Annotated in this window: 16 protein-coding genes and 2 tRNA genes; 4 read left to right on the forward strand and 14 right to left on the reverse strand. The window is 41.4% G+C overall.

Annotation, left to right across the window (positions count from 1 at the left end):
• Positions 1-50: 50 nt before the first annotated feature.
• The 11 genes from rpoB to infA all read right to left on the reverse strand — a co-directional run bounded on the left by rpoB (position 51) and on the right by infA (position 9245).
• Entirely contained in the window at positions 51-3821 is a 3771-nt protein-coding gene (gene rpoB, locus CSEC_RS05845) for a DNA-directed RNA polymerase subunit beta (RefSeq protein WP_202593689.1), read from the reverse strand.
• 203 nt (positions 3822-4024) lie between these two features.
• Positions 4025-4411, reverse strand: a complete 387-nt coding sequence (rplL, locus tag CSEC_RS05850; RefSeq protein ID WP_041017484.1) for a 50S ribosomal protein L7/L12 — start codon at positions 4409-4411, stop codon at positions 4025-4027.
• Between the two features lie 90 nt (positions 4412-4501).
• A complete protein-coding gene (gene rplJ, locus CSEC_RS05855) occupies positions 4502-5026 on the reverse strand; it encodes a 50S ribosomal protein L10 (RefSeq protein ID WP_041017485.1) in 525 nt (174 codons plus the stop codon).
• A 15-nt stretch (positions 5027-5041) separates the two neighbouring features.
• The gene (gene rplA, locus CSEC_RS05860; RefSeq protein ID WP_041017486.1) at positions 5042-5740 is read right to left on the reverse strand and encodes a 50S ribosomal protein L1; all 699 of its coding nucleotides are present in this window, start codon (positions 5738-5740) and stop codon (positions 5042-5044) included.
• 16 nt (positions 5741-5756) lie between these two features.
• The gene (gene rplK, locus CSEC_RS05865; protein ID WP_041017487.1) at positions 5757-6188 is read right to left on the reverse strand and encodes a 50S ribosomal protein L11; all 432 of its coding nucleotides are present in this window, start codon (positions 6186-6188) and stop codon (positions 5757-5759) included.
• Between the two features lie 129 nt (positions 6189-6317).
• Positions 6318-6869 carry a transcription termination/antitermination protein NusG gene (nusG, locus tag CSEC_RS05870; protein WP_041017488.1) on the reverse strand — a complete coding sequence of 184 codons (552 nt, stop codon included), beginning with the start codon at positions 6867-6869 and terminating at the stop codon, positions 6318-6320.
• A gap of 42 nt (positions 6870-6911) precedes the next feature.
• Positions 6912-7196: a preprotein translocase subunit SecE gene (gene secE / locus CSEC_RS05875; RefSeq protein WP_053331825.1), complete on the reverse strand. Its 285-nt coding sequence runs from the start codon at positions 7194-7196 to the stop codon at positions 6912-6914.
• Between the two features lie 128 nt (positions 7197-7324).
• Positions 7325-7397: transfer RNA gene (locus CSEC_RS05880), tRNA-Trp, on the reverse strand.
• Between the two features lie 44 nt (positions 7398-7441).
• The gene (tuf, locus tag CSEC_RS05885) at positions 7442-8626 is read right to left on the reverse strand and encodes an elongation factor Tu (protein WP_041017489.1); all 1185 of its coding nucleotides are present in this window, start codon (positions 8624-8626) and stop codon (positions 7442-7444) included.
• 138 nt (positions 8627-8764) lie between these two features.
• A tRNA-Thr gene (locus CSEC_RS05890) sits at positions 8765-8836 on the reverse strand.
• A 190-nt stretch (positions 8837-9026) separates the two neighbouring features.
• Positions 9027-9245, reverse strand: coding sequence for a translation initiation factor IF-1 (gene infA / locus CSEC_RS05895; protein ID WP_041017490.1), 219 nt, complete (start codon positions 9243-9245; stop codon positions 9027-9029).
• A 215-nt stretch (positions 9246-9460) separates the two neighbouring features.
• On the opposite strand from infA, the gene CSEC_RS05900 reads away from it, so the two are divergent.
• Both CSEC_RS05900 and CSEC_RS05905 read left to right on the forward strand, forming a co-directional pair.
• Positions 9461-9895, forward strand: coding sequence for a SufE family protein (locus CSEC_RS05900; RefSeq protein ID WP_041017491.1), 435 nt, complete (start codon positions 9461-9463; stop codon positions 9893-9895).
• A 274-nt stretch (positions 9896-10169) separates the two neighbouring features.
• Positions 10170-11471 (forward strand): protein tyrosine phosphatase family protein, encoded by a 1302-nt coding sequence (locus CSEC_RS05905; RefSeq protein WP_041017492.1) that lies wholly within the window; start codon positions 10170-10172, stop codon positions 11469-11471.
• Here the strand turns inward: CSEC_RS05905 and CSEC_RS05910 are convergent.
• Genes CSEC_RS05910 through CSEC_RS05920 form a run of 3 tightly spaced genes read right to left on the reverse strand, consistent with a single transcriptional unit; the run spans position 11468 to position 15103 of the window.
• Positions 11468-13297: an Hsp70 family protein gene (locus CSEC_RS05910; RefSeq protein ID WP_041017493.1), complete on the reverse strand. Its 1830-nt coding sequence runs from the start codon at positions 13295-13297 to the stop codon at positions 11468-11470. The two genes, CSEC_RS05905 and CSEC_RS05910, sit on opposite strands and share 4 nt — an antisense overlap.
• A 16-nt stretch (positions 13298-13313) precedes the next feature.
• A complete protein-coding gene (locus tag CSEC_RS05915) occupies positions 13314-13802 on the reverse strand; it encodes a DUF2760 domain-containing protein (RefSeq protein WP_041017494.1) in 489 nt (162 codons plus the stop codon).
• Positions 13803-13816: 14 nt separating this feature from the next.
• A complete protein-coding gene (locus CSEC_RS05920) occupies positions 13817-15103 on the reverse strand; it encodes an amino acid permease (RefSeq protein WP_053331826.1) in 1287 nt (428 codons plus the stop codon).
• A gap of 271 nt (positions 15104-15374) precedes the next feature.
• Between CSEC_RS05920 and treZ the strand changes: the two genes are divergently transcribed.
• Together treZ and CSEC_RS05930 are read left to right on the forward strand one after the other, a co-directional pair.
• Positions 15375-17249 carry a malto-oligosyltrehalose trehalohydrolase gene (treZ, locus tag CSEC_RS05925; RefSeq protein WP_041017495.1) on the forward strand — a complete coding sequence of 625 codons (1875 nt, stop codon included), beginning with the start codon at positions 15375-15377 and terminating at the stop codon, positions 17247-17249.
• Positions 17250-17256: 7 nt separating this feature from the next.
• Complete coding sequence (locus tag CSEC_RS05930; RefSeq protein WP_041017496.1) at positions 17257-19272, forward strand: amylo-alpha-1,6-glucosidase; 2016 nt, start codon at positions 17257-17259, stop codon at positions 19270-19272.
• The last annotated feature ends 1 nt before the right edge of the window (position 19273 follow it).

Raw genomic sequence — 19273 nt, forward strand, 5'->3', positions numbered from 1 at the left:
AAAACGGCGGGGGGGGTCGGGCGGTTTACCCCGCCCGGATAAATATCTATTTATCTGTCTAAATCCGAAACCATCTCGGCACGGATATCAAGACCTAAGCCTTGCATTTCCTTAATCAATACGTTGAAGGATTCCGGCGTGCCTGGATTGAGCAGGTTTTCACCTTTTACAATCGACTCGTAGATTCTCGTTCTACCGGCGACATCGTCGGATTTTACAGTCATCAACTCTTGAAGAAGGTGCGCAGCACCATAAGCTTCAGCGGCCCAAACTTCCATCTCCCCGAAACGCTGACCACCCATCTGGGCTTTACCGCCAAGAGGCTGCTGCGTTACCAAGGAATAAGGCCCTACTGCCCTTGCGTGGATTTTGTCAGCAACCAAGTGTCCAAGCTTCATCATGTAGATGTATCCTACAACAATCTTGTTGTCGAATCGCTCGCCTGTGCAACCATCATAGAGGTAGAACTTGCCATCATCCGGCAGCCCTTGCTCTTTCATCATCTTCCAGATTTCTTCCTCAGGGAAGCCATCAAATACAGGACTTTGAACATAGATTCCAGCACGTTTGGCTGCAAATCCAAGGTGCGTTTCAAACACCTGCCCAAGGTTCATACGAGAAGGTACGCCAAGAGGATTCAAGATGATTTCAACAGTCTCGCCGGTAGCTAAGAATGGCATATCGGCTTCAGGAACAATTTTAGAGACTACCCCTTTGTTTCCGTGGCGGCCCGCCATCTTGTCGCCGACTTGAAGCTTACGTTTTGATGCAATGTAAACTTTAACTTGTCGAATCACGCCGGGATCAAGTTCAGTATCCCCTTTACGCATTTGTTCAAGTTCTGTCTTGTATTGGGTTTCAACGGTTTGCATCTTAACGTCATACTCATGCAAAAGCGCCTTCAACGTACGGAACACTTCATTGTCCGGCATTAAGAGGTCTTCAACATTTGTCTCTTCAAGGGCTTCAATCATCTCTTGAGTGATAACTTCACCTTCATCGATGATGATCTCAGCTGTCTTTCTGTGAACTATGGTGCCAGGGCTTGCATCGTTTAAAAGAAGAGCTGCAATTTTCTCTCTTCTTTCAACGCGAAGCTCGTGCTTTTGCTGCTTGTAATCTCGTTGTATATCTTTTAATTTGCTTGCTTCTTCCACAAGCTCATCGTCTGTCTTGGATAGTCTGTCTCTTCGACTGAATACTTTAACATCCATGACAACCCCTTCAGTTCCCGGAGGAACGACAAGGGAGGCATCTTTAACATCGGCCGCTTTTTCACCAAAAATCGCTCTTAAAAGACGCTCTTCAGGAGCAAGCTCTGTTTCAGATTTAGGTGTAATTTTACCAACAAGAATATCTCCTTGCTTAACTTCAGCGCCGATACGGATAATACCATCGTCGCCTAAGTTAATAAGAGCTTCTTCAGATACATTTGGAATATCTCGGGTAATCTCTTCTTTTCCAAGTTTTGTGTCTCTTGCTGTAATCTCAAATTCTTCAATGTGGATCGAAGTAAAGTCATCTTCACGAAGAAGTTTTTCAGAGATAATGATCGCATCTTCATAGTTGTAGCCAAACCAAGGCATGAAGGCGACAAGAACGTTTTTACCAAGAGCTACCTCACCGCGCTCAGTACCCGGACCATCGGCAATAATATCGCCGGCTTTAATCTTATCGCCTACTTCACAAAGAGGCGTCTGATTAATGCAAGTCCCTGCGTTTGAACGCATGAATTTCTTTAAAAGGTAGGTCTTTTTCTCAAGAGGGTTGGCTTTTGGTCTGATCACGATGCGGTTACCATCAACAAAGTCGATAACACCATCTTCTTCAGCTAAAATAACAGCCCCTGAGTCTCTTGCAGCTCTAGCTTCAAGTCCCGTACCCACAATCGGCGCTTCCGGTTTTAGAAGCGGAACGCCTTGCCTTTGCATGTTCGAACCCATAAGCGCTCGGTTCGCATCGTCATGTTCAAGGAATGGAATTAGACCTGTTACAATAGAAACAAGCTGCTTTGGAGATACGTCCATGTGCGTGACGCGATTGGTTTCAGTCTCAAGAGACTCTCCCTTATATCTCGCCCAGCAAAGTTCCGTTGTAAATTGATTATACTCATCAAGCGGCGTTGTTGCTTGCGCAATCACACAGCGCTCTTCTTGGTCTGCCGTCATGTACTCGATTTCATCAGTAACCGAGCCGTCTCTTACGATACGGTAAGGCGTCTCGATAAATCCAAATTCGTTGATCTTAGCAAAAGCTGAAAGCGAGGTGATAAGACCGATGTTTGGACCTTCAGGTGTTTCGATAGGACAAATCCGGCCGTAATGACTGGTATGAACGTCACGAACTTCAAAACCCGCCCTATCCCTATTCAATCCGCCGGGCCCAAGTGAGGAAAGACGTCTTTTGTGCGTCAATTCGGCAACCGGGTTTGTCTGATCCATAAACTGAGACAACTGGGATCTTCCGAAAAAGTCTTTCAATACGCCGGATAAGCCTTTTGCAGAGACAATTTTTCCAGGAGTTAAAGTGTCTGATGTAAAATCAAACAAGTTCATACGCTCGCGAATGATTTTCTCCATTCGGGCAAGGCCGATTCGGCACTGGTTTTGGATAAGTTCACCAACAGAGCGAACACGACGGTTGCCTAAGTGATCGATGTCATCAATTGAAGTGTCATCATTGCCTTGCTTAAGCTTAATTAAGTACTTTAAAGCCCCGATCACATCTTCCTTAATGAGTGTGACGACCTCTAAAGTATTTTCGTTAATTTCAAGACCGATTTTTGAGTTAAGCTTATAGCGGCCAACTTTTCCAAGATTATATCTTTTCGGGTCAAAGAAAAGACGCATCATTGCCGATCTGGCATTGGAAAGAGTCGCCGGCTCGCCGGGTCTTAGTTTACGATAAAAATCTTTTAAAGCAGACTCATAGGAATCTGTCGGGTCTTTTACAAGCATCTTGATGATAGGGCTATTCTCGTCCGCGTCTTCTGCAATTCGAACCATTTTAACGCCCGCATCATGCATTCGCTTGAGCATGGCGGTAGTTAGTTTTTCAGCCGCTTTTCCGTAGACAACCCCTGTCTCTTCATCAACTACATCTTCTCCAAGAATTTTACCGACAAGTTTGGCAAATTCTTTTTCATTGCCAAGTCGAGCTTTTCTAGTTGAGAAGAATTCTTCGATAATATCTGAATTGCTGGAATAGCCAAGAGCTCGTATAAACGTTGTAGCAAGAATTTTTCGGCGTCTTTTCTTTCTATCAATATAGATGTGGATAAGGTCATTCATATCAAACGCACCCTCTAGCCAACTGCCTCGGTAAGGAATGATACGGAATGAATAAATAACGTTTCCTCGCGGGCTTCTCTCCTGCTCAAAACAAATGCCGGGGGATCTGTGAAGCTGAGAGACAACTACGCGTTCAGCACCGTTAATGACAAAAGTTCCTTTGTCTGTCATAACGGGAATGGTTCCCATATAAACTTCTTCTTCTTTAATCCCGGTCTCGTCTGTAAGTCTAAAACGGACTTTTAAAGTCACGTTATAAGTGATACCGCGTCGAATACACTCTTCGGGATTATACTTTGGAACGCCAAGACTATAGGAAATAAATTCCAAAATCGTCTTCTCGTCATAAGATTTAATAGGGAAGATTTCGTTAAAAATTTCCTGCAAACCTATATTTTCTCTCTCTTCAGGAAATTTATTGGCCTGAAGAAATTGATTATAAGATTTTACTTGGATTTCAATAAGATTTGGCAGGTCGATGATGTCTTCTTTGTCACGAAAACTTAAACGTTTCGGTGCCTTTTGCAACATAAATGAAAGACTCCCTGGGTATGGCTTGAAAAATGACTTGACTCTCTAACAACTAGAGTTATTGGGTAGGTTCCCGTCAAATCGTAAGAGCGTATGGTTTTGCCATCCGCTCTTGCGGTTAAACGAAAAAGCTACAAATACAAAAGCACGAGCAAGAAAACTTAAGTTTTCTCGCTCGTAGCTTTACTTTAAAAACGTTATGACTAAACGCCTTTAAGTGTAACTTTACCACCAACAGCATCGATTTTCTTTTTGATATCTTCTGCTTCGGCTTTAGGTGCAGTTTTGAGTTTTTTAGGAGCTGCTTCAACTAAGTCTTTCGCTTCTTTAAGACCGAGGCCTGTAATTTCACGTACGACTTTGATGACGCCGATTTTCTTGTCAGCTGGAACAGCTTCTAATGTTACGTCGAAATCAGTTGCTTCTTCAGCTTGAGCTTCACCACCAGCTTGAGCGGGAGCTGCGATAACAGCGGCAGCAGCGGCTGCTTTTACACCCCACTTGTCTTCAAGGGCTTTCTTGAGCTCAGCCATTTCAAGAACCGTAAGCGAGCTGAGCTTTTCGACTAGTTCTTCAGTTTTGGTACTCACAGTAAATTCCTCTCTGATATAAGGAGCCGATTAGCACTGCATCATATTTTGCAGAGGCTAGCGACTTTTCGTTAATAAATTGTTATAAAGTTATTGGCTTTCTTCTTCTTTCTTCGCTTTGTTTTCCAAGCAATGTAGGATGCTTGTAAGTATGGCATCGACTGTGCCAAGCGTATGGCTAAGCGGCGCTTCAAATACGCTGAGTAGCTGTGCTCGCATTTCGTCTTTGCCCGGAAGAGTAGAAAGCATTTCTACATCTTTAGCTCTATACAGCTCGCCATCTAGACGTCCGCCGAGAACTTTCAGCGAGTTGTCATTTTCTTTGCTGTATTTAAAGACTGCTTTTGCGGTTTCAATTGGATCTACGCCGGCAAACACGATACCGATATGGCCTTCCAAATCCTGTTTCTTAAGATCGATACCTGCCTGTTCGGCAGCTTTTAAGAAAACAGTTTTTCGAATCATTTGAACATCTCCGCCAAGATTGGCTATAACACCGCGGAAATTGTTCATGGAATTCGAGGTTACTTTTGTATATTGTGCAATAACAAAAGATCCATATTGCTCGATTTGCTCTTTGATCTCATCTAACAGGAGCTGCTTTTCTTTTTTCATTTCTAGAAACTCCTTTTATGTTAAATCAATCTGGCGCAAGTCAACTTTGACACCAGGACCCATGGTTGATGATAGGGAAAGCCTCTTCATAAATTGGCCCTTTGCACCTGAAGGCTTTGCTTTTAGCACAGCGTTCAAGTAAGCCATAATGTTTTCAATAAGGCCATCATCATCAAAAGAGACTCTACCAACGCCGTTATTTAAAACTCCATGACGGTCAACTTTAAATTCAATTTTACCGCCTTTAAGTTCTTGCACAGCCTTGGCAACATCTGTTGTCACGGTACCTGCTTTGGGCGTTGGCATCAAACCTCTCGGTCCAAGCACTTTACCCAATTTACCTACCTGACGCATCATGTCAGGTGTTGCGATGACAGCATCAAAATCTGTCCAACCGCCGTTAACTTTTTCGAAAAGTTCTTCATTGCCCGCGTAATCGGCTCCAGCTTTAAGCGCTTCTTCGACTTTATCTCCTTGTGCAAAAACAAGGATTTTAAGCGATTTTCCCGTGCCATTCGGTAAAGTCACGGTTCCACGCACTAGCTGGTCAGATTTACGAGGGTCAACGCCAATTTGCAATGAAACGTCAACTGACTGATTAAATTTAGTCGGAGGACATTTCTTCAAAATAGCGATAGCTTCTTTGAGGGTATAGGCTTTGCTGCCATCTACCATCTCTGCTATCTCCCGAATTCGTTTGCTTGGTCGACCCATTAGTCTCCTTTATTGCTTAACGTGCTGCGTCCACGCCCATAGAACGGGCGGTGCCAAGCACCATCTCTACTGCAGCGTCTAAATCATTACGCGCATTCATATCATCAACTTTCTCTTGTGCGATTTTGAGGGCATCTTCTCTAGTAAGCTTGCCTACCTTATCGCGGTTCGGCACAGCCGATCCTTTGGTCAACTTGAGATACTTTTTAATCATTTCCGCCACCGGAGGCTTTTTACAAATAAATGTAAAAGATTTGTCCGAGTAAACAGAAATCACAACAGGAAGGATGTCCCCTGCCATTGCTTGAGTTTTGGCGTTAAACTCTTTGCAAAACGCCATAATATTTACACCGGCTGAACCAAGCGCAGGGCCTATTGGCGGCGCTGGGTTTGCTTTTCCGGCAGGAATCTGTAATTTAATTGTTTTATCAAGTTTTTTCTTTGCCATGGATTTCCCTAATTCTTTTGTATTGTGGAATGCTTGCTTTTAAGCATCTTCGGATTTGAATTAGAGGCAGATTCAATATCCTTTAGCATCCTTGCTTAACATCCGCGGAAACATCTACACTATCCGCTATTAATCAGATTTTTCAGCGTTGTCCTGAACTTCCTCAACTTGATTAAATTCAAGATCATCAACCTGTGTTTCCCTACCAAAAATAGAAACATTTACACTTAAACGGCCTTTATCATGAAATACTTCGGTGATAGTGCCTGTAAAGTTAACAAAAACTCCATCCACAATTTTAACAGTGTCGCCCACTTTAAATTTGTGCTTTTGTGTAACAGATTTTTGCTTCTGCTCTAAATCTCTTAAAATTTCATCGACTTCCCTATCAGAAAGGGCTGTCGGTTTATCTCCGCCTAAAAAATCAATAACTCCGGCAGTTGTCTTTACATATTGCCAAGAATCATCCGTCATCAACATCTTAATGAGGATATAACCGGGCCATATTCTTTTTTCGACAATTCGCTGTTGCCCTTGTTTGACTTCAGACACATTCTCAGTGGGAACAAGAACTCGTTCAATAAAATCGTTCATTCCCTTATGTTCAATTTGCTCAAGCAGCGCTTTTTGAACTTTATTTTCATGTGTCGACAAAACTTGGACGACATACCACTTATGCATGCGTTCTCTCCATTAGGTTACGCCATAAAGCACTTTGACCGGCTATCCAAAAATCCAACGTAATATCATATCAAGAGTGCCTAAGCATCCTCTGATGAAAAGATCGATTAAGTATACTCCAAGTCCGCAAACAAACGTGGCTCCAACAACCAACTGTGTGTAGGTTTTAAGCTCTTCTTTGCTAGTCCAGGTAATTTTGCTGAACTCTGACTTAATCTCAGAAAGATAGGATTCAGCTTTCTTACCGACATTTTTTACACTATCGCTAGATACTTCTGGTCGTTGTTGTAATTTTTTATCGTCCATTGCTTTCACATTCACCGCCATCGTTCACCTCTTGGATCATGCTTAATTATAGTGTTTCAATTTAGTTGCTTCCCTAAGTGAATCCATTCTCTTGCGGTCCTTTGATTAACGTCAGTTGGACTTATGCTTCATCTAAAGCTAGATCTTAACGAGTGCGGAGGGGCTCGAACCCCCGACCGGCGGCTTTGGAGGCCGCTGCTCTACCAACTGAGCTACACACCCATTGGGTAGCGGACTTTAAGCCCCTACCCAAAAACACTTACGTGTTACTTTAAGATCTTAGATACTGTACCGGCACCGATAGTACGTCCGCCTTCACGAATCGCAAATCTCATACCTTCTTCCATCGCAATAGGGGCGATCAACTTAACAGTTACTTCAACATTATCGCCAGGCATAACCATTTCTACACCCTGAGGGAGATCAACAGTTCCTGTAACGTCAGTTGTACGGCAATAGAATTGAGGACGGTAGCCAGTAAAGAACGGCTTATGACGTCCACCCTCTTCTTTTGTTAAAACGTACACTTGACCAATGAATTCAGAGTGCGGTGTGCATGTTCCCGGTTGAGCCAAGACCATACCTCTTTGAATACGTTCTTTGTCAATACCGCGGAGAAGAATACCAACGTTTTCACCGGCTCTTGCTTCATCCAAAGTCTTGTTGAACATTTCGAGGCCAGTTGCAACTGTATCGATTGTAGGCTCAAAACCAACAAGGCTTAATTTGTCGTTAATACGTACAACACCACGCTCAACACGACCTGTCGCCACTGTTCCACGGCCAGAGATTGAGAACACGTCTTCAATCGGCATTAGGAATGGCTTATCGATTTCACGTTTTGGAGTTGGAATAAAGGAATCGACTGTGCTCATCAACTCCAAGATTTTTTCTTTGTATTTGCTGTCGCCTTCGAGAGCTCTTAATGCTGATCCGCGGATGATAGGTGCATCTTTGTAGCCTTTTGACTCTAAAAGTTCGTGCAATTCCATCTCAACTAGATCAAGCAACTCTTCGTCGCCTTCGCTGAGCATGTCAACTTTGTTAAGGAACACAACGATTGCCGGCACCTGCATTTGGCGGCAAAGGAGAATGTGTTCGCGTGTCTGCGGCATAGCGCCGTCTGTTGCGGAAACAACCAAAATAGCACCGTCCATCTGGGCAGCACCTGTAATCATGTTTTTTACGTAGTCGGCGTGGCCTGGGCAGTCAACGTGAGCATAGTGTCTGTTGTCTGTTTCGTATTCTACGTGTGACGCGTTGATTGTAATACCACGAGCTTTTTCTTCTGGGGCATTATCAATCTCGTCGTACCCTTTCTTTTTTGCGTATCCTTTTTCAGCAAGTGTTGTTGTGATTGCTGCTGTCAACGTGGTTTTACCATGGTCGACGTGACCGACGGTACCGATATTGACGTGCGGCTTATTTCGCTGAAATGTTTCTTTAGCCATTGTATCCTCCGTGGACTTCCGTCTTAATCTCTTTGTAATTTTTTCATAACGGGCTAAATGTGTTTCACATTTAATATAAATCTTGCGTCTTGTTAGCAGATATCAAGACCCGTTTTCGCTTATATTTAATTGGCACACTGCCCAGAATAGGAATTGAACCTACGACCTTTTGCTTACCATGCAAATGCTCTACCACTGAGCTATCTGGGCATTGAGTTTTAAGCTGTATTTAAATTTGAGGGCTTCTTCTTAGCTTTTCAAACTAGCTTACAGCTCGAAAGGACGTAAGTTTAGTTTTTACAGCAAAAAAATGCAAGATGATTCCTGCAAAAAAGAGAGCTTTTTCATTTAGCACTTTTTAAAACTCTAACCTTATCACAAAACAAGGGAGGCATCCCCCTTATTTTTGTCTGTAGACAATCCGTGCTTTTGTAAGATCGTAAGGAGAAAGTTCAACTGTCACCTGATCACCCACAAGTACTCGGATATTCTTCATTCGCATTTTTCCGCAAAGGTGAGCCAGAACCACCATTCCATTATTGAGCTTCACGCGAAATCTCATATTTGGAAGGAGCTCTTCTATGGAACCTTCAATTTTTAAGGTATCTTCTTTTGGCATGAGTTTTAAATTTGCCCTCGCAAAAACCAGCTAATAATTGTAAAATAGTTGTTGATTTAACAATAATTGTCAAGCAAAAACAAGAGAGCAGATTCTAAAATTTAAATTATATGCAGCAAAAGGGTAAAATTTTATTAAACTTTAATGAATAAAGCCCCTATAATGAACCAAAATTAAACCAATTTTAAACCATTATTTAGCGAGCTCTATTTCGGATGTCTGATTTCAGCTCTTGTTTAAAGAAACAGGATGAGATTAAAAAATTATTTTCAGGTTTAAGTGAGGAAGCTCGCTACGAAAAAATCATTGAGCTTGGAAGAAAACTCATCAAGCTAAGCCCTGACGAAAAAACCCCGTCAAATTTTGTTCCAGGATGTCAAAGCGCGATGTATCTTGCAGCCGAATATAAAGACGGCAAAGTTTACTTTAATGCCGATTCCGATGCTTTAATATCTGCAGGACTTGCCCGTATCCTTATTGAAGTTTATAGCGGCGAAACCCCGGAAGTCATTCTAAAATGCCCCCCGTCCTATTTGGAGGAACTGGGAATTAGCGCTTCATTAACGCCAAGCCGCGCCAATGGATTATACAGCATCCATTTAAAGATGAAAAAAGAAGCACTTCGCTTTCTAATCAATAATTCCAAATAATTATTTTAATCAACTTTTCCAGTATACACCATTTCCCATTAAAAAGCAAAAGTAGTGTTTATTTAGTTAAAGCTGCTATAAGACGATTTAAGAATTTTAAGAATAGTCTTCTGTAGAAATTCGCTTTGATGGGAAAAATGAGCTGTTTTTGTTCAAATTGTGATAAATTTTGAATGCGTATAAGAGTGTATGATTAAAAATTTAGCAATAATGATGTAAAAGAGTCGTTTAGACAATCAAGTGGAATTTCGGAAGAATTCTATAAAGGCGGGTTATGGGTTTATATTTAACGACGGCTGTCAATAGCAATAATTTCTTCGAAAATCTAGCAAATGTCTGTTTATTGCCTGCAAGAAATCTTTTCCACGGCCGTACATTTACTTTTTATAAGGGGATCTTTATTGAGGAGAAGCCATCGGATATCTCTCCTTTAAAAAAGATATTGGGAATCGCGCTCTCAATCCTTCTATTTATTCCGGCAACCATCGTGGGGATTTGCTTTAAAGCAAGTCTTCTTCTTTTTTCTAGGCAAGCAAGAAATCGATTTGCAGCTTGCCTTAAAGTCTTAGATCGAAAAGAACCTTTCTTTCGAAAAGACCCGCTTTATCTAAATAACAAATTGGATGAGTTGGAAAAGGGTTACCTCGCCCCGAAAGAATCCGATAAAGGGGATGGCTCTCCAAACCCGAGAGGTTGCGATAAACCGGATTATCTATCGGATTCTGACAGCGCCAATTTATCCGATGATGATGCAGACGAGGATCCTTATGAAGCTTTAAATAACACCATCTCTCTTGTAGTCGGCGAGTATATTGATAAACATCCCGATAAGTTTAGTCACCTTAACGCTACGAATCCGGAAAACATTTCTAAAAACCGCTTTTCTGTTTATCCTTTCGATTATATCTCTCCTAACCCTTATGTCAACGCAAGCAAAGTCATTTTTGGAGAGCTTACATTTATTCTGATGCAAGGGCCGAAAGAAGAAACGATTTCAGACACGCTTCAGTATCTTTTCAAAGAGGACTCTAACACGATCATCACGCTTGCAATGGATGAAGAAAAGGGACAAAAAAAATGCTTTCCCTATTGGCTTGGTTATAATAATGGCGATCCAAAAAATGAGATCAGTCTCATTTTAAGAAGTGAAGAAGCTTTAAAAGATGAGAAAGGAGAAATAATAAAGCAGGGCGACCAAAGCATCATTAAAAGAGTGCTTACGTTAACTATAGGAAAAGTTTCTAAAGAAATTGTCCAATATCATTATCAAAATTGGCCGGACCATGGGACACCCGATAAAATTTGCTTTGATAAATTTCTTAAAATTACCGGAAAAGATTTAGCTCAAAACCCGACAACGCTTGCCGTTCATTGCAGCGCAGGAGTCGGTAGATCCGGTTTTTATACCGCCCTTCAAAGCTATCGTCTTATGAAGAAAGCTTCCCTTAGATTTAAAAGAAAGCTTCCTTCTTTTGCTGAGCATATTTTAGATTTGAGACTGCAACGAGGCCCGCAAGCTCTTCAGAACGAAGAGCAGTTCAAAGCGGCCTATGCCTATTTGAATTCTAGGGACTAGCCAACCTTAGCTTTTTCCTCTTCCTTTCTTAGATCGAACTCTAAGACCCAGCTTCGTTTATCGCTTTCTTGACAAGAGAGCTCAAGCGATCCAAGAGGAGTAAAGCTTGCCTTTAGTGTGACAAAAACCATTTTCTCCTCCTCTTCCTCATCGCCAAGTTTAGTTTCAATAGGATGAAGCTCTATTAAATCTTTTTTCCAGTTTTTGATAAACGATCCCATTTTTGGAGGATTTCCAGAGGTTGACTTTAGGCCATTGCTGGAAAAGAATCGAAAGAATACTTTCTTACCTAAAGTTAAAGCAAACTCTTGGCTTGCAAGAATTTCTTGAGACCCTTCTTCCATTCCATAAGGAGCTATGCAAAGGGCTTTAAGCGGAGGCTCTCTTCCGGGGATTGCAGGAATGGCTTCTTCTATTCCTATAAAGTAGCTCTGGGACAAAGAGCTTCTAATTCGAACCCCTTTTCCTTTGATAGCAAGACCATAATAGACAGCCCCGGAACTTACAGCAAAGTCATAATCTTCATCGCCAAGAAGCTTTATCTTCGGTTTGCCAAATGATGCTGCCCAGTCATTTAAAACAGAATGAAGCCGATCACGAAAGGCTTCAGCTTTCATGGTCCCGCCATTAAAAAGAAGCGCGGTCGGGAATAAGGAGTTTTCTTCCTCATTATTGCTTTGCATAGCAAGAAAAGAGGCAAGCTGGGAAGTCACTCTTGCATCTCTTGCAAAGGGAAGCCCTTTTTCTTGAAAGGCCATTTGTCTTTCATTCAAGGCTTGATTCTCAAAGCCAATAGAAGGAAAGAAACCATTAACAAGAAGGTCTAGGACGACTGATTTTTGTAGTTCAAATTTAATCGCGCCTCCGATCAATCGGCTGCCGCGCCCCATTAGGGTTATAGGAACCATCTCCTTCTCACTGTCACTTAGCAGAATTTCTTTTGCGTGGCTTGCAGCGGCCTTTAGAGCTTGAAACTGCCAGTCATCAATCACTTTATTTTGGTTTTCAAGCTCTTCTTTAATATAATAGGCAAGAGCATAATCCAAGTTATCCCCTCCTAAAAGAAGATGCGAGCCAACAGCTACCCTTTCAAGGCTAAGAGAGCCATCATTTTCTTTCACTTGAATTAAAGAAAAATCTGTAGTTCCTCCACCAATATCAACCACGAGTATTTTGTCGCCAACTTGAAGTTTTTCTCTCCATGTATCTTTTTGACGATAAAGCCATGAATAGAAAGCCGCTTGAGGCTCCTCAAGTAAGATTTGACTTGTAAATCCTGCCAGTCTTGCGGCTTCTTCCACGAGCTGTTTGGCACTCGGATCAAAAGACGCCGGAACTGTAATAAAAATCTCTTGCTCAAGAAAAGGATGATCCATAGAAGAATCCCAAGACTCTTTCAAATGACTTAAAATTTCTTTTATAGCCTCCACAGGACTTAGAGCACTATTTTCCTTTTCAAAGGCTATAGGGAGCCATTTTTTTCTTCGATCAATCCCGTAATGGCAAAGCCAGGATTTGGCAGAAGAGATCACTCTATCGGGACAATCTTCTCCACGAGCTTTAGCATATTTTCCAACGGCAAAGGTTCTTTCTTTGTCCCAGGAAATTCCTTGACCTTGCGACTTAAGTTCTTCTTCAAGGGGAAAATAGATAAATGAAGGGAGATAAGGCAAGGATTCTTCTTCTCCGTCCCTTGTTATTTGAGGAATGAGGAATTGTTGGATTGCGGCCGAATCATCGTCTTTTTTTATGTAAGCAAGGGTGCAGTTGGTTGTGCCAAGATCAATGCCAATGATGTATTTAGAGGCCTTTTTTTTCGAGGTCATAGAGAATTTACCTTAACTAACGAATTTCAATTTCAGCGGGTTGAATGACAAAGGAACCGGTTCCCACTCTTTTTGGAAGGCTATGCTTTGTCGCAATCCAACCTTTATGCCTTATAACTCCTTGGAAAGGAGGTTCTTTTTTCAAATTTCCGATAAGCTTGATTTCTGCGGCATCATAACCCGGCATTATGTCAACAAGAGTTCCTTCATTTTCTTCTCGAAGGGGTTTTACTAAGACATGTTCATCTAAGGCTTTTTTACATTCCTTATGAATCTCTCGAACCGCAAGACCGACCTGGTCGTCGCTAAAGGCACTTAAATCTTCCTCTAAAAAGTCAATCAGTCTTCCTGATTGCTGTAAAAGTGAAAGTAGTTGTATGTGATGAGCAGTTTCTTTCGGGGCCTTTTCTTTAGGAGGAGAGGCCTTTTCATCCAAAAAAAGTTGAGCCTTCTCCGGGTATCTCAGTGCTTTTAAAAATGCTTTAATGGCTATAAAAATTCGCATAGTTTAAGAACCTTTTATTCCACAACAGGTGGAGTTTGTATTTCAATTTTTTCAACCGCTTGATGACTGCCGCTTCCAAGAAGATTAGTTTGTATCCCAACTTCAATTCCAAGCGCGATCATAAAAAATAAGAAAACCCCTATCAAAAGAGGTTTTCCGCCCGGAACTCTAAACGAGGAATGGTTGTAGCCTTTCTTATATCGGCCGACCCAAATAAGAAGAACCGGGATCATGCCGTTTAAAATGGTGTCACCATAGCCGCCTGAGGTTTCCATAGCAACCATAAACGCTCTTTCAAATTGGGTGGCAAAAATAGAGGTTGGGACAATGATTAAAAGACAAAGAATCAGGTTTCCCCATCCTTTTTTAGGTATTTTTAAACCATCGGAAAGGAAATCAAAAAGACCTAAACCCATAGCGAGGTAGGAAGTGATGATGGCAAAAAAAGCAAAATAGTTAGCGACAGGCACCACCCACTTTCCTGAAACATGCTCATACAAAAATTCTGTAGCCGGAAGGGAAAGCTTATTGGCTTCAATTAATCCATTTGGACCTTCTGCCGGAACAATGCCCAAAATCAACATCTGCCAAATAGCGTAAATGATGAGCGCAATTGTGGTTCCACCGATGATAGAAAGTTTTAAAGCTTTGGTTTGCCGCTTTAAAATAGGAGTTAAGCTTGGCACCATAGTTTGAAAGCTAAAGGCAGTTAAAAGAAGTGGAATGGCCAGATAAGACTTAGACCAATTGGATTTCAATAAAAGTTCTGGCTTTACTTCATCAGCTCCAAAAGAAATTAGCAAAAAGTAGGCGCCTATTAAGGAAGTGAAGAGAATAGAGTTAACACGCCCTACCACCCTGCCGCCAAAAACAATGACTGTTGTAAAGATTACCGTGATTAGGACAGTCCCAAAATCCTTAGTGAGGTTTAACCCAAAAAGTGAGTTTAACCAGTTGGCAGTCTGCAAGCCCCCGCCTGCTGCGTAAGCTACTTCAGAAGCATATGAGATATAGAGGAAAAGAACCCAAGCAATCACTTTAAAGACAGGTCCTAAAAGACGCGAGGTGATCGTGATGACATGAGCTTCTTCTTCCATCCAAAGGCTTGCTTCAACAAGCAAGAGCGCAGACAAAGTCATTCCAATCCAGCAAAGAGACATCATAAAAAGAGAAGGAAAAAGCCCGCTTGCTCCAGAGGCTACAGGTAAAGCAAGCATCCCTCCTCCGACACAACAGCCGGCAACAAGAAACATTGCCGGAAGAAGGCTTGCTTTTTGGATTATCACATTAGTATTACTCATTTTTCTCCCGAAGGTGGAATTTTAACGCTAAAATTTTAAAATTTTTCTAGGTAGACATCAAGTAAAATAGCGTTAATATTTTTTTTTATTTTTAGGATTAATTTTCTTCTGCTGCCCTTAAGTTTCGTTAAATGCCTGCACGAGGCCTTTTTTACGGCAAATAATATTTATAATTTTAAAAAAACTTTTGACATATCTATTCAATATGGGAAAATCAAAAAAGACAAGGAATTCTATCTTTTACAAATAAACAGTAAAGCGTTGGTTTTTAGTGAGTACCGAAATAAAAAGAAAATACCCTATCGGCGCCGAAATCTCAAGCAAAGGCGTTCATTTCCGCATTTTTGCAGCCGATCATGCAAAAGCGGTCCTGATTCTTGAAAATAAAAATTCAGAACCTACTTATCATAAGATGGTTAAGGAAAAAGGAGGGTACTTTTCACTTTTTGTTCCGGCTTTAAAAGAGGGTTCTCTTTATAGATTCCGACTAGGCAATAAAGAAAATTGGCTTCCTGACCCGGCTTCAAGGTTCCAACCTCATGGTCCAAACGGTCCTTCCCTCACAGTTAATCCTCATTTTAAATGGACCGATAAGGACTGGAAAGGGCTATCCATGCCCGGGCAAATTATTTACGAAATGCATATAGGAACCTTTACAGAAGAAGGCACCTATGCGGGAGCTAAAAAACAACTAAAAAGACTCGCGGATCTTGGGATTACAGTTATAGAAATTATGCCCCTAAATGATTTTCCGGGACACTTTGGCTGGGGATATGATGGTGTTAATTTATTTGCCCCGACCCACCTTTATGGAAGCCCTTCCGATCTAAAGGATTTCATTAATGAGGCCCATAAACTTGGGATCGGGGTTATTCTTGATATCGTCTATAACCACTTTGGACCTGAGTTCAACACTATAGGCGAGTTTACAAAAAGATATTTAAACGAATCCCATACGACCGAATGGGGCTCTGCCATCAATTTTGACGATGATTCCATTAGCGAATTTTTTTTAACCAATGCTAGGTATTGGATCGAGGAATACCACTTTGACGGTCTAAGGGTGGATGCCACCCCCTGGTTTTTTTGTGATAAAGGGGAGCATTTTTTAAGCAAACTCACCAAAGTGGCGAGAAAATCCGCGAAAAAGAAATCCATTATCATTGTTGGCGAAGATGAAACTCAAAACAATACCCTTTTAAAACCCCATTCACAAAAAGGGTATGGCTTTGACGCCCTTTGGAATGATGATTTTCATCATGCTGCAGTTGTCAAATTAAAAGGTAAACGAGAAGCATATTACACAGACTACAAAGGAACCCCCAATGAATTCATTTCGTGCTGTAAGTATGGATTTCTCTACCAAGGTCAATATTATTCCTGGCAAAAGAAGGGAAGAGGCTCCCCTTCTCTTTTCTTCCCGCCGGAGTCAATGATTGTTTTTTTAGAAAACCACGATCAAGTGGCAAACTCGGGACATGGGTTAAGGTTGCATCATAATACCAATTATGGGGTCTACAAAGCTTTGACCGCCCTCTTAATTCTTGGACCTAATACTCCAATGCTTTTTCAAGGTCAAGAATTCGGCTCAGAAAAGCCCTTTTACTATTTTGCTGATCATTCCGAAGATTTAAATGAAAAGGTTTTTGAAGGAAGAAAAAAGTTCCTTTCGCAATTCCCGCAACTTGAAAATGAAGGGTTAAACATCATTTTGAAACCTTCGGATCCTAAAAATTTCCTTGCTTGCAAGCTGAATTTCAATGAAGCGAATCAAGAACTCTACAGCCTGCATAAAGACTTAATCCACCTTAGAAAAAATGATCCCGTTCTTCGAAAAACTTCAAAAAAGTATGAGGCTTCCATTCTCGGTGAAAATTCATTTCTGCTACGCTATTTTGATGAAGCAGAAGGAGATCGCATGCTCATAGTAAACCTTGGGGTAGAGGAAATTTTAAATCCTGCCCCAAACCCGCTTTTAGCTCCGCCTGAAGGCTGTAAATGGAAGATTATTTGGTCAAGCGAGTCCCCGGTTTACGGTGGAGATGGAACAGCGCCTCTTAATATCCCTCAGTGGAAGTTAATAGGGTTTTCTTCGCAACTTTTAAAAGCAGTAAAGCCCTCAAAGAAAAAATTAGCTAAACATTGAGATACCAATGATTTTATCAAGGCACATCGAATTTAAAGAAGGCACTAAACCGGAAAAATTTACATCCCTTGAATGGCTTGTGACTAATGGCCTTGGGGGATTTGCTTCAGGAACTCTTTCCGGAACACCCATGCGAAAGCATCATGGTCTTTTGATCGCAGCACTACCTTCCCCTTATGGCAGAACTATGACCATTCCTTTTGCTGAGGAGAACTTAATATTACCGGAAAGCCAAGAACTCCCTCTTTCATATGTGTTTTCAAACGAAACAATGAACCCAAGAAATATCCCCCTGGTTGAATTTCGGCAAGAGTTAGGGCTGCCCGTTTGGCGCTATGAAATAAACGATATCATCTTGGAAAAAAGAATCTTAATGGTGCATCTTCAAAACACCGTCCATATCACTTATCAACTTCTTTCAGGGCCATCCTCCCTTTTATTGAAGTGGAGGCCTTATTTGCAATTTCGCGGCTACGAACAATCTGTAAACCTTGAAAGCAGCTCTCAATCCTATGTTGTTCATGCTCGCGATAATTATTACGAAATTGAACATTTAGCCTTCCCAAGGCTTCGTTTTTATCAGGATAAAAATGCGGGTTTTATTTTAACAAGCGATCATCTTCCAATCGTGTATTACGATATTGAAAAAAATCGAGGCTATGATTTTCTAGGTTCTATGGAAAGTCCGGGTTATTACCTTATGGAGTTGGAATTAAATACTCCGGCTACCCTAGTTTTTTCCACGGAAGAATGGAAAAAAATTCAAGCCGTTCCACCACAAATTGCCCCTTCCATAGAAAATTATAGAAGAAGAAATTTACTTAGAAAAGCCGGATCTCTTGTTAGCAAAAAGGTGATGGCAGAGCTTGTATTATCGGCAGATAACTTTATTATCACACCCTACACTAGAATGACAGATATTATTCTCATGCAAGCTTCAGGAGAAGAAGCTAGCACAATTATTGCAGGCTACCCCTGGTTTACCGATTGGGGCCGCGATACCATGATCTCATTAGAAGGTTTAGTTCTTCTTACAGGACGAGGAAAAGAAGCAAGAACCATTTTGAATACCTTCTCCCACTACATTAAAGATGGTTTAATACCGAATATGTTCCCGGATGGAGAAAATCAAGGTTTATACAACACAGCGGATGCTTCCCTCTGGTTTTTTCATGCTATAGATCGCTATATCGATCTCACCCAAGATGACAGTATTTTAGAAGATCTTTACCCAAAACTTCTTGGAATTATACAGCATCATATCCAAGGGACTTTATTTGGAATAAAAGTGGATGAAGATGGTCTTCTCGTTCAGGGTCAAGAAGGGGTTCAGTTAACATGGATGGATGCAAAAGTCGGAGATTGGGTCGTCACTCCAAGAAGGGGGAAAGCAGTCGAGTTAAATGCCCTTTGGTACAATGCTTTAAAGCTCATGGACAAATGGGCATTAAATAAGGAACCTCTTTTTCAAAAATATGCGGAAAAATGCTACGAATCTTTCAATAAACGCTTTTGGTATGAAAGCGGAGGCTATCTCTTTGATCTAGTTGACAATGAAAATAGCTCTTCGGATTCTGCCTTAAGGCCTAACCAGCTTTTTGCAATTTCCCTTCGCTTTCCGGTTCTTGAGCCAAAAAAATGGGAATCGGTTTTAAAATGCGTGAGAGAGGAGTTGCTAACTCCATTTGGGCTTAGGACCTTATCTCCTAAACACCCTGATTATAAATCCTGCTATGATGGCGATTTAAGAGCAAGGGATGCCGCTTACCACCAAGGCACTGTATGGCCCTGGTTAATCGGTCCCTATATCGACGTATGGATGAAAGTCTATCCAAATGATGCAAAACTGGCGCGTTCATTTTTAAAAGAGCTTCTCGACAGCTTAAATGAAAATTGTGTGGGATCCATAAGCGAGATCTTTGATGCGAAAGAGCCTTATCTTGCAAGAGGCTGCTTTGCGCAAGCCTGGAGTGTCGCCGAAACGATTCGCGCCTTCGTTAAAACGGAAAAATTAAAGGACTAGG

The organism is Criblamydia sequanensis CRIB-18 (genome assembly GCF_000750955.1).
Taxonomy (GTDB): domain Bacteria; phylum Chlamydiota; class Chlamydiia; order Chlamydiales; family Criblamydiaceae; genus Criblamydia; species Criblamydia sequanensis.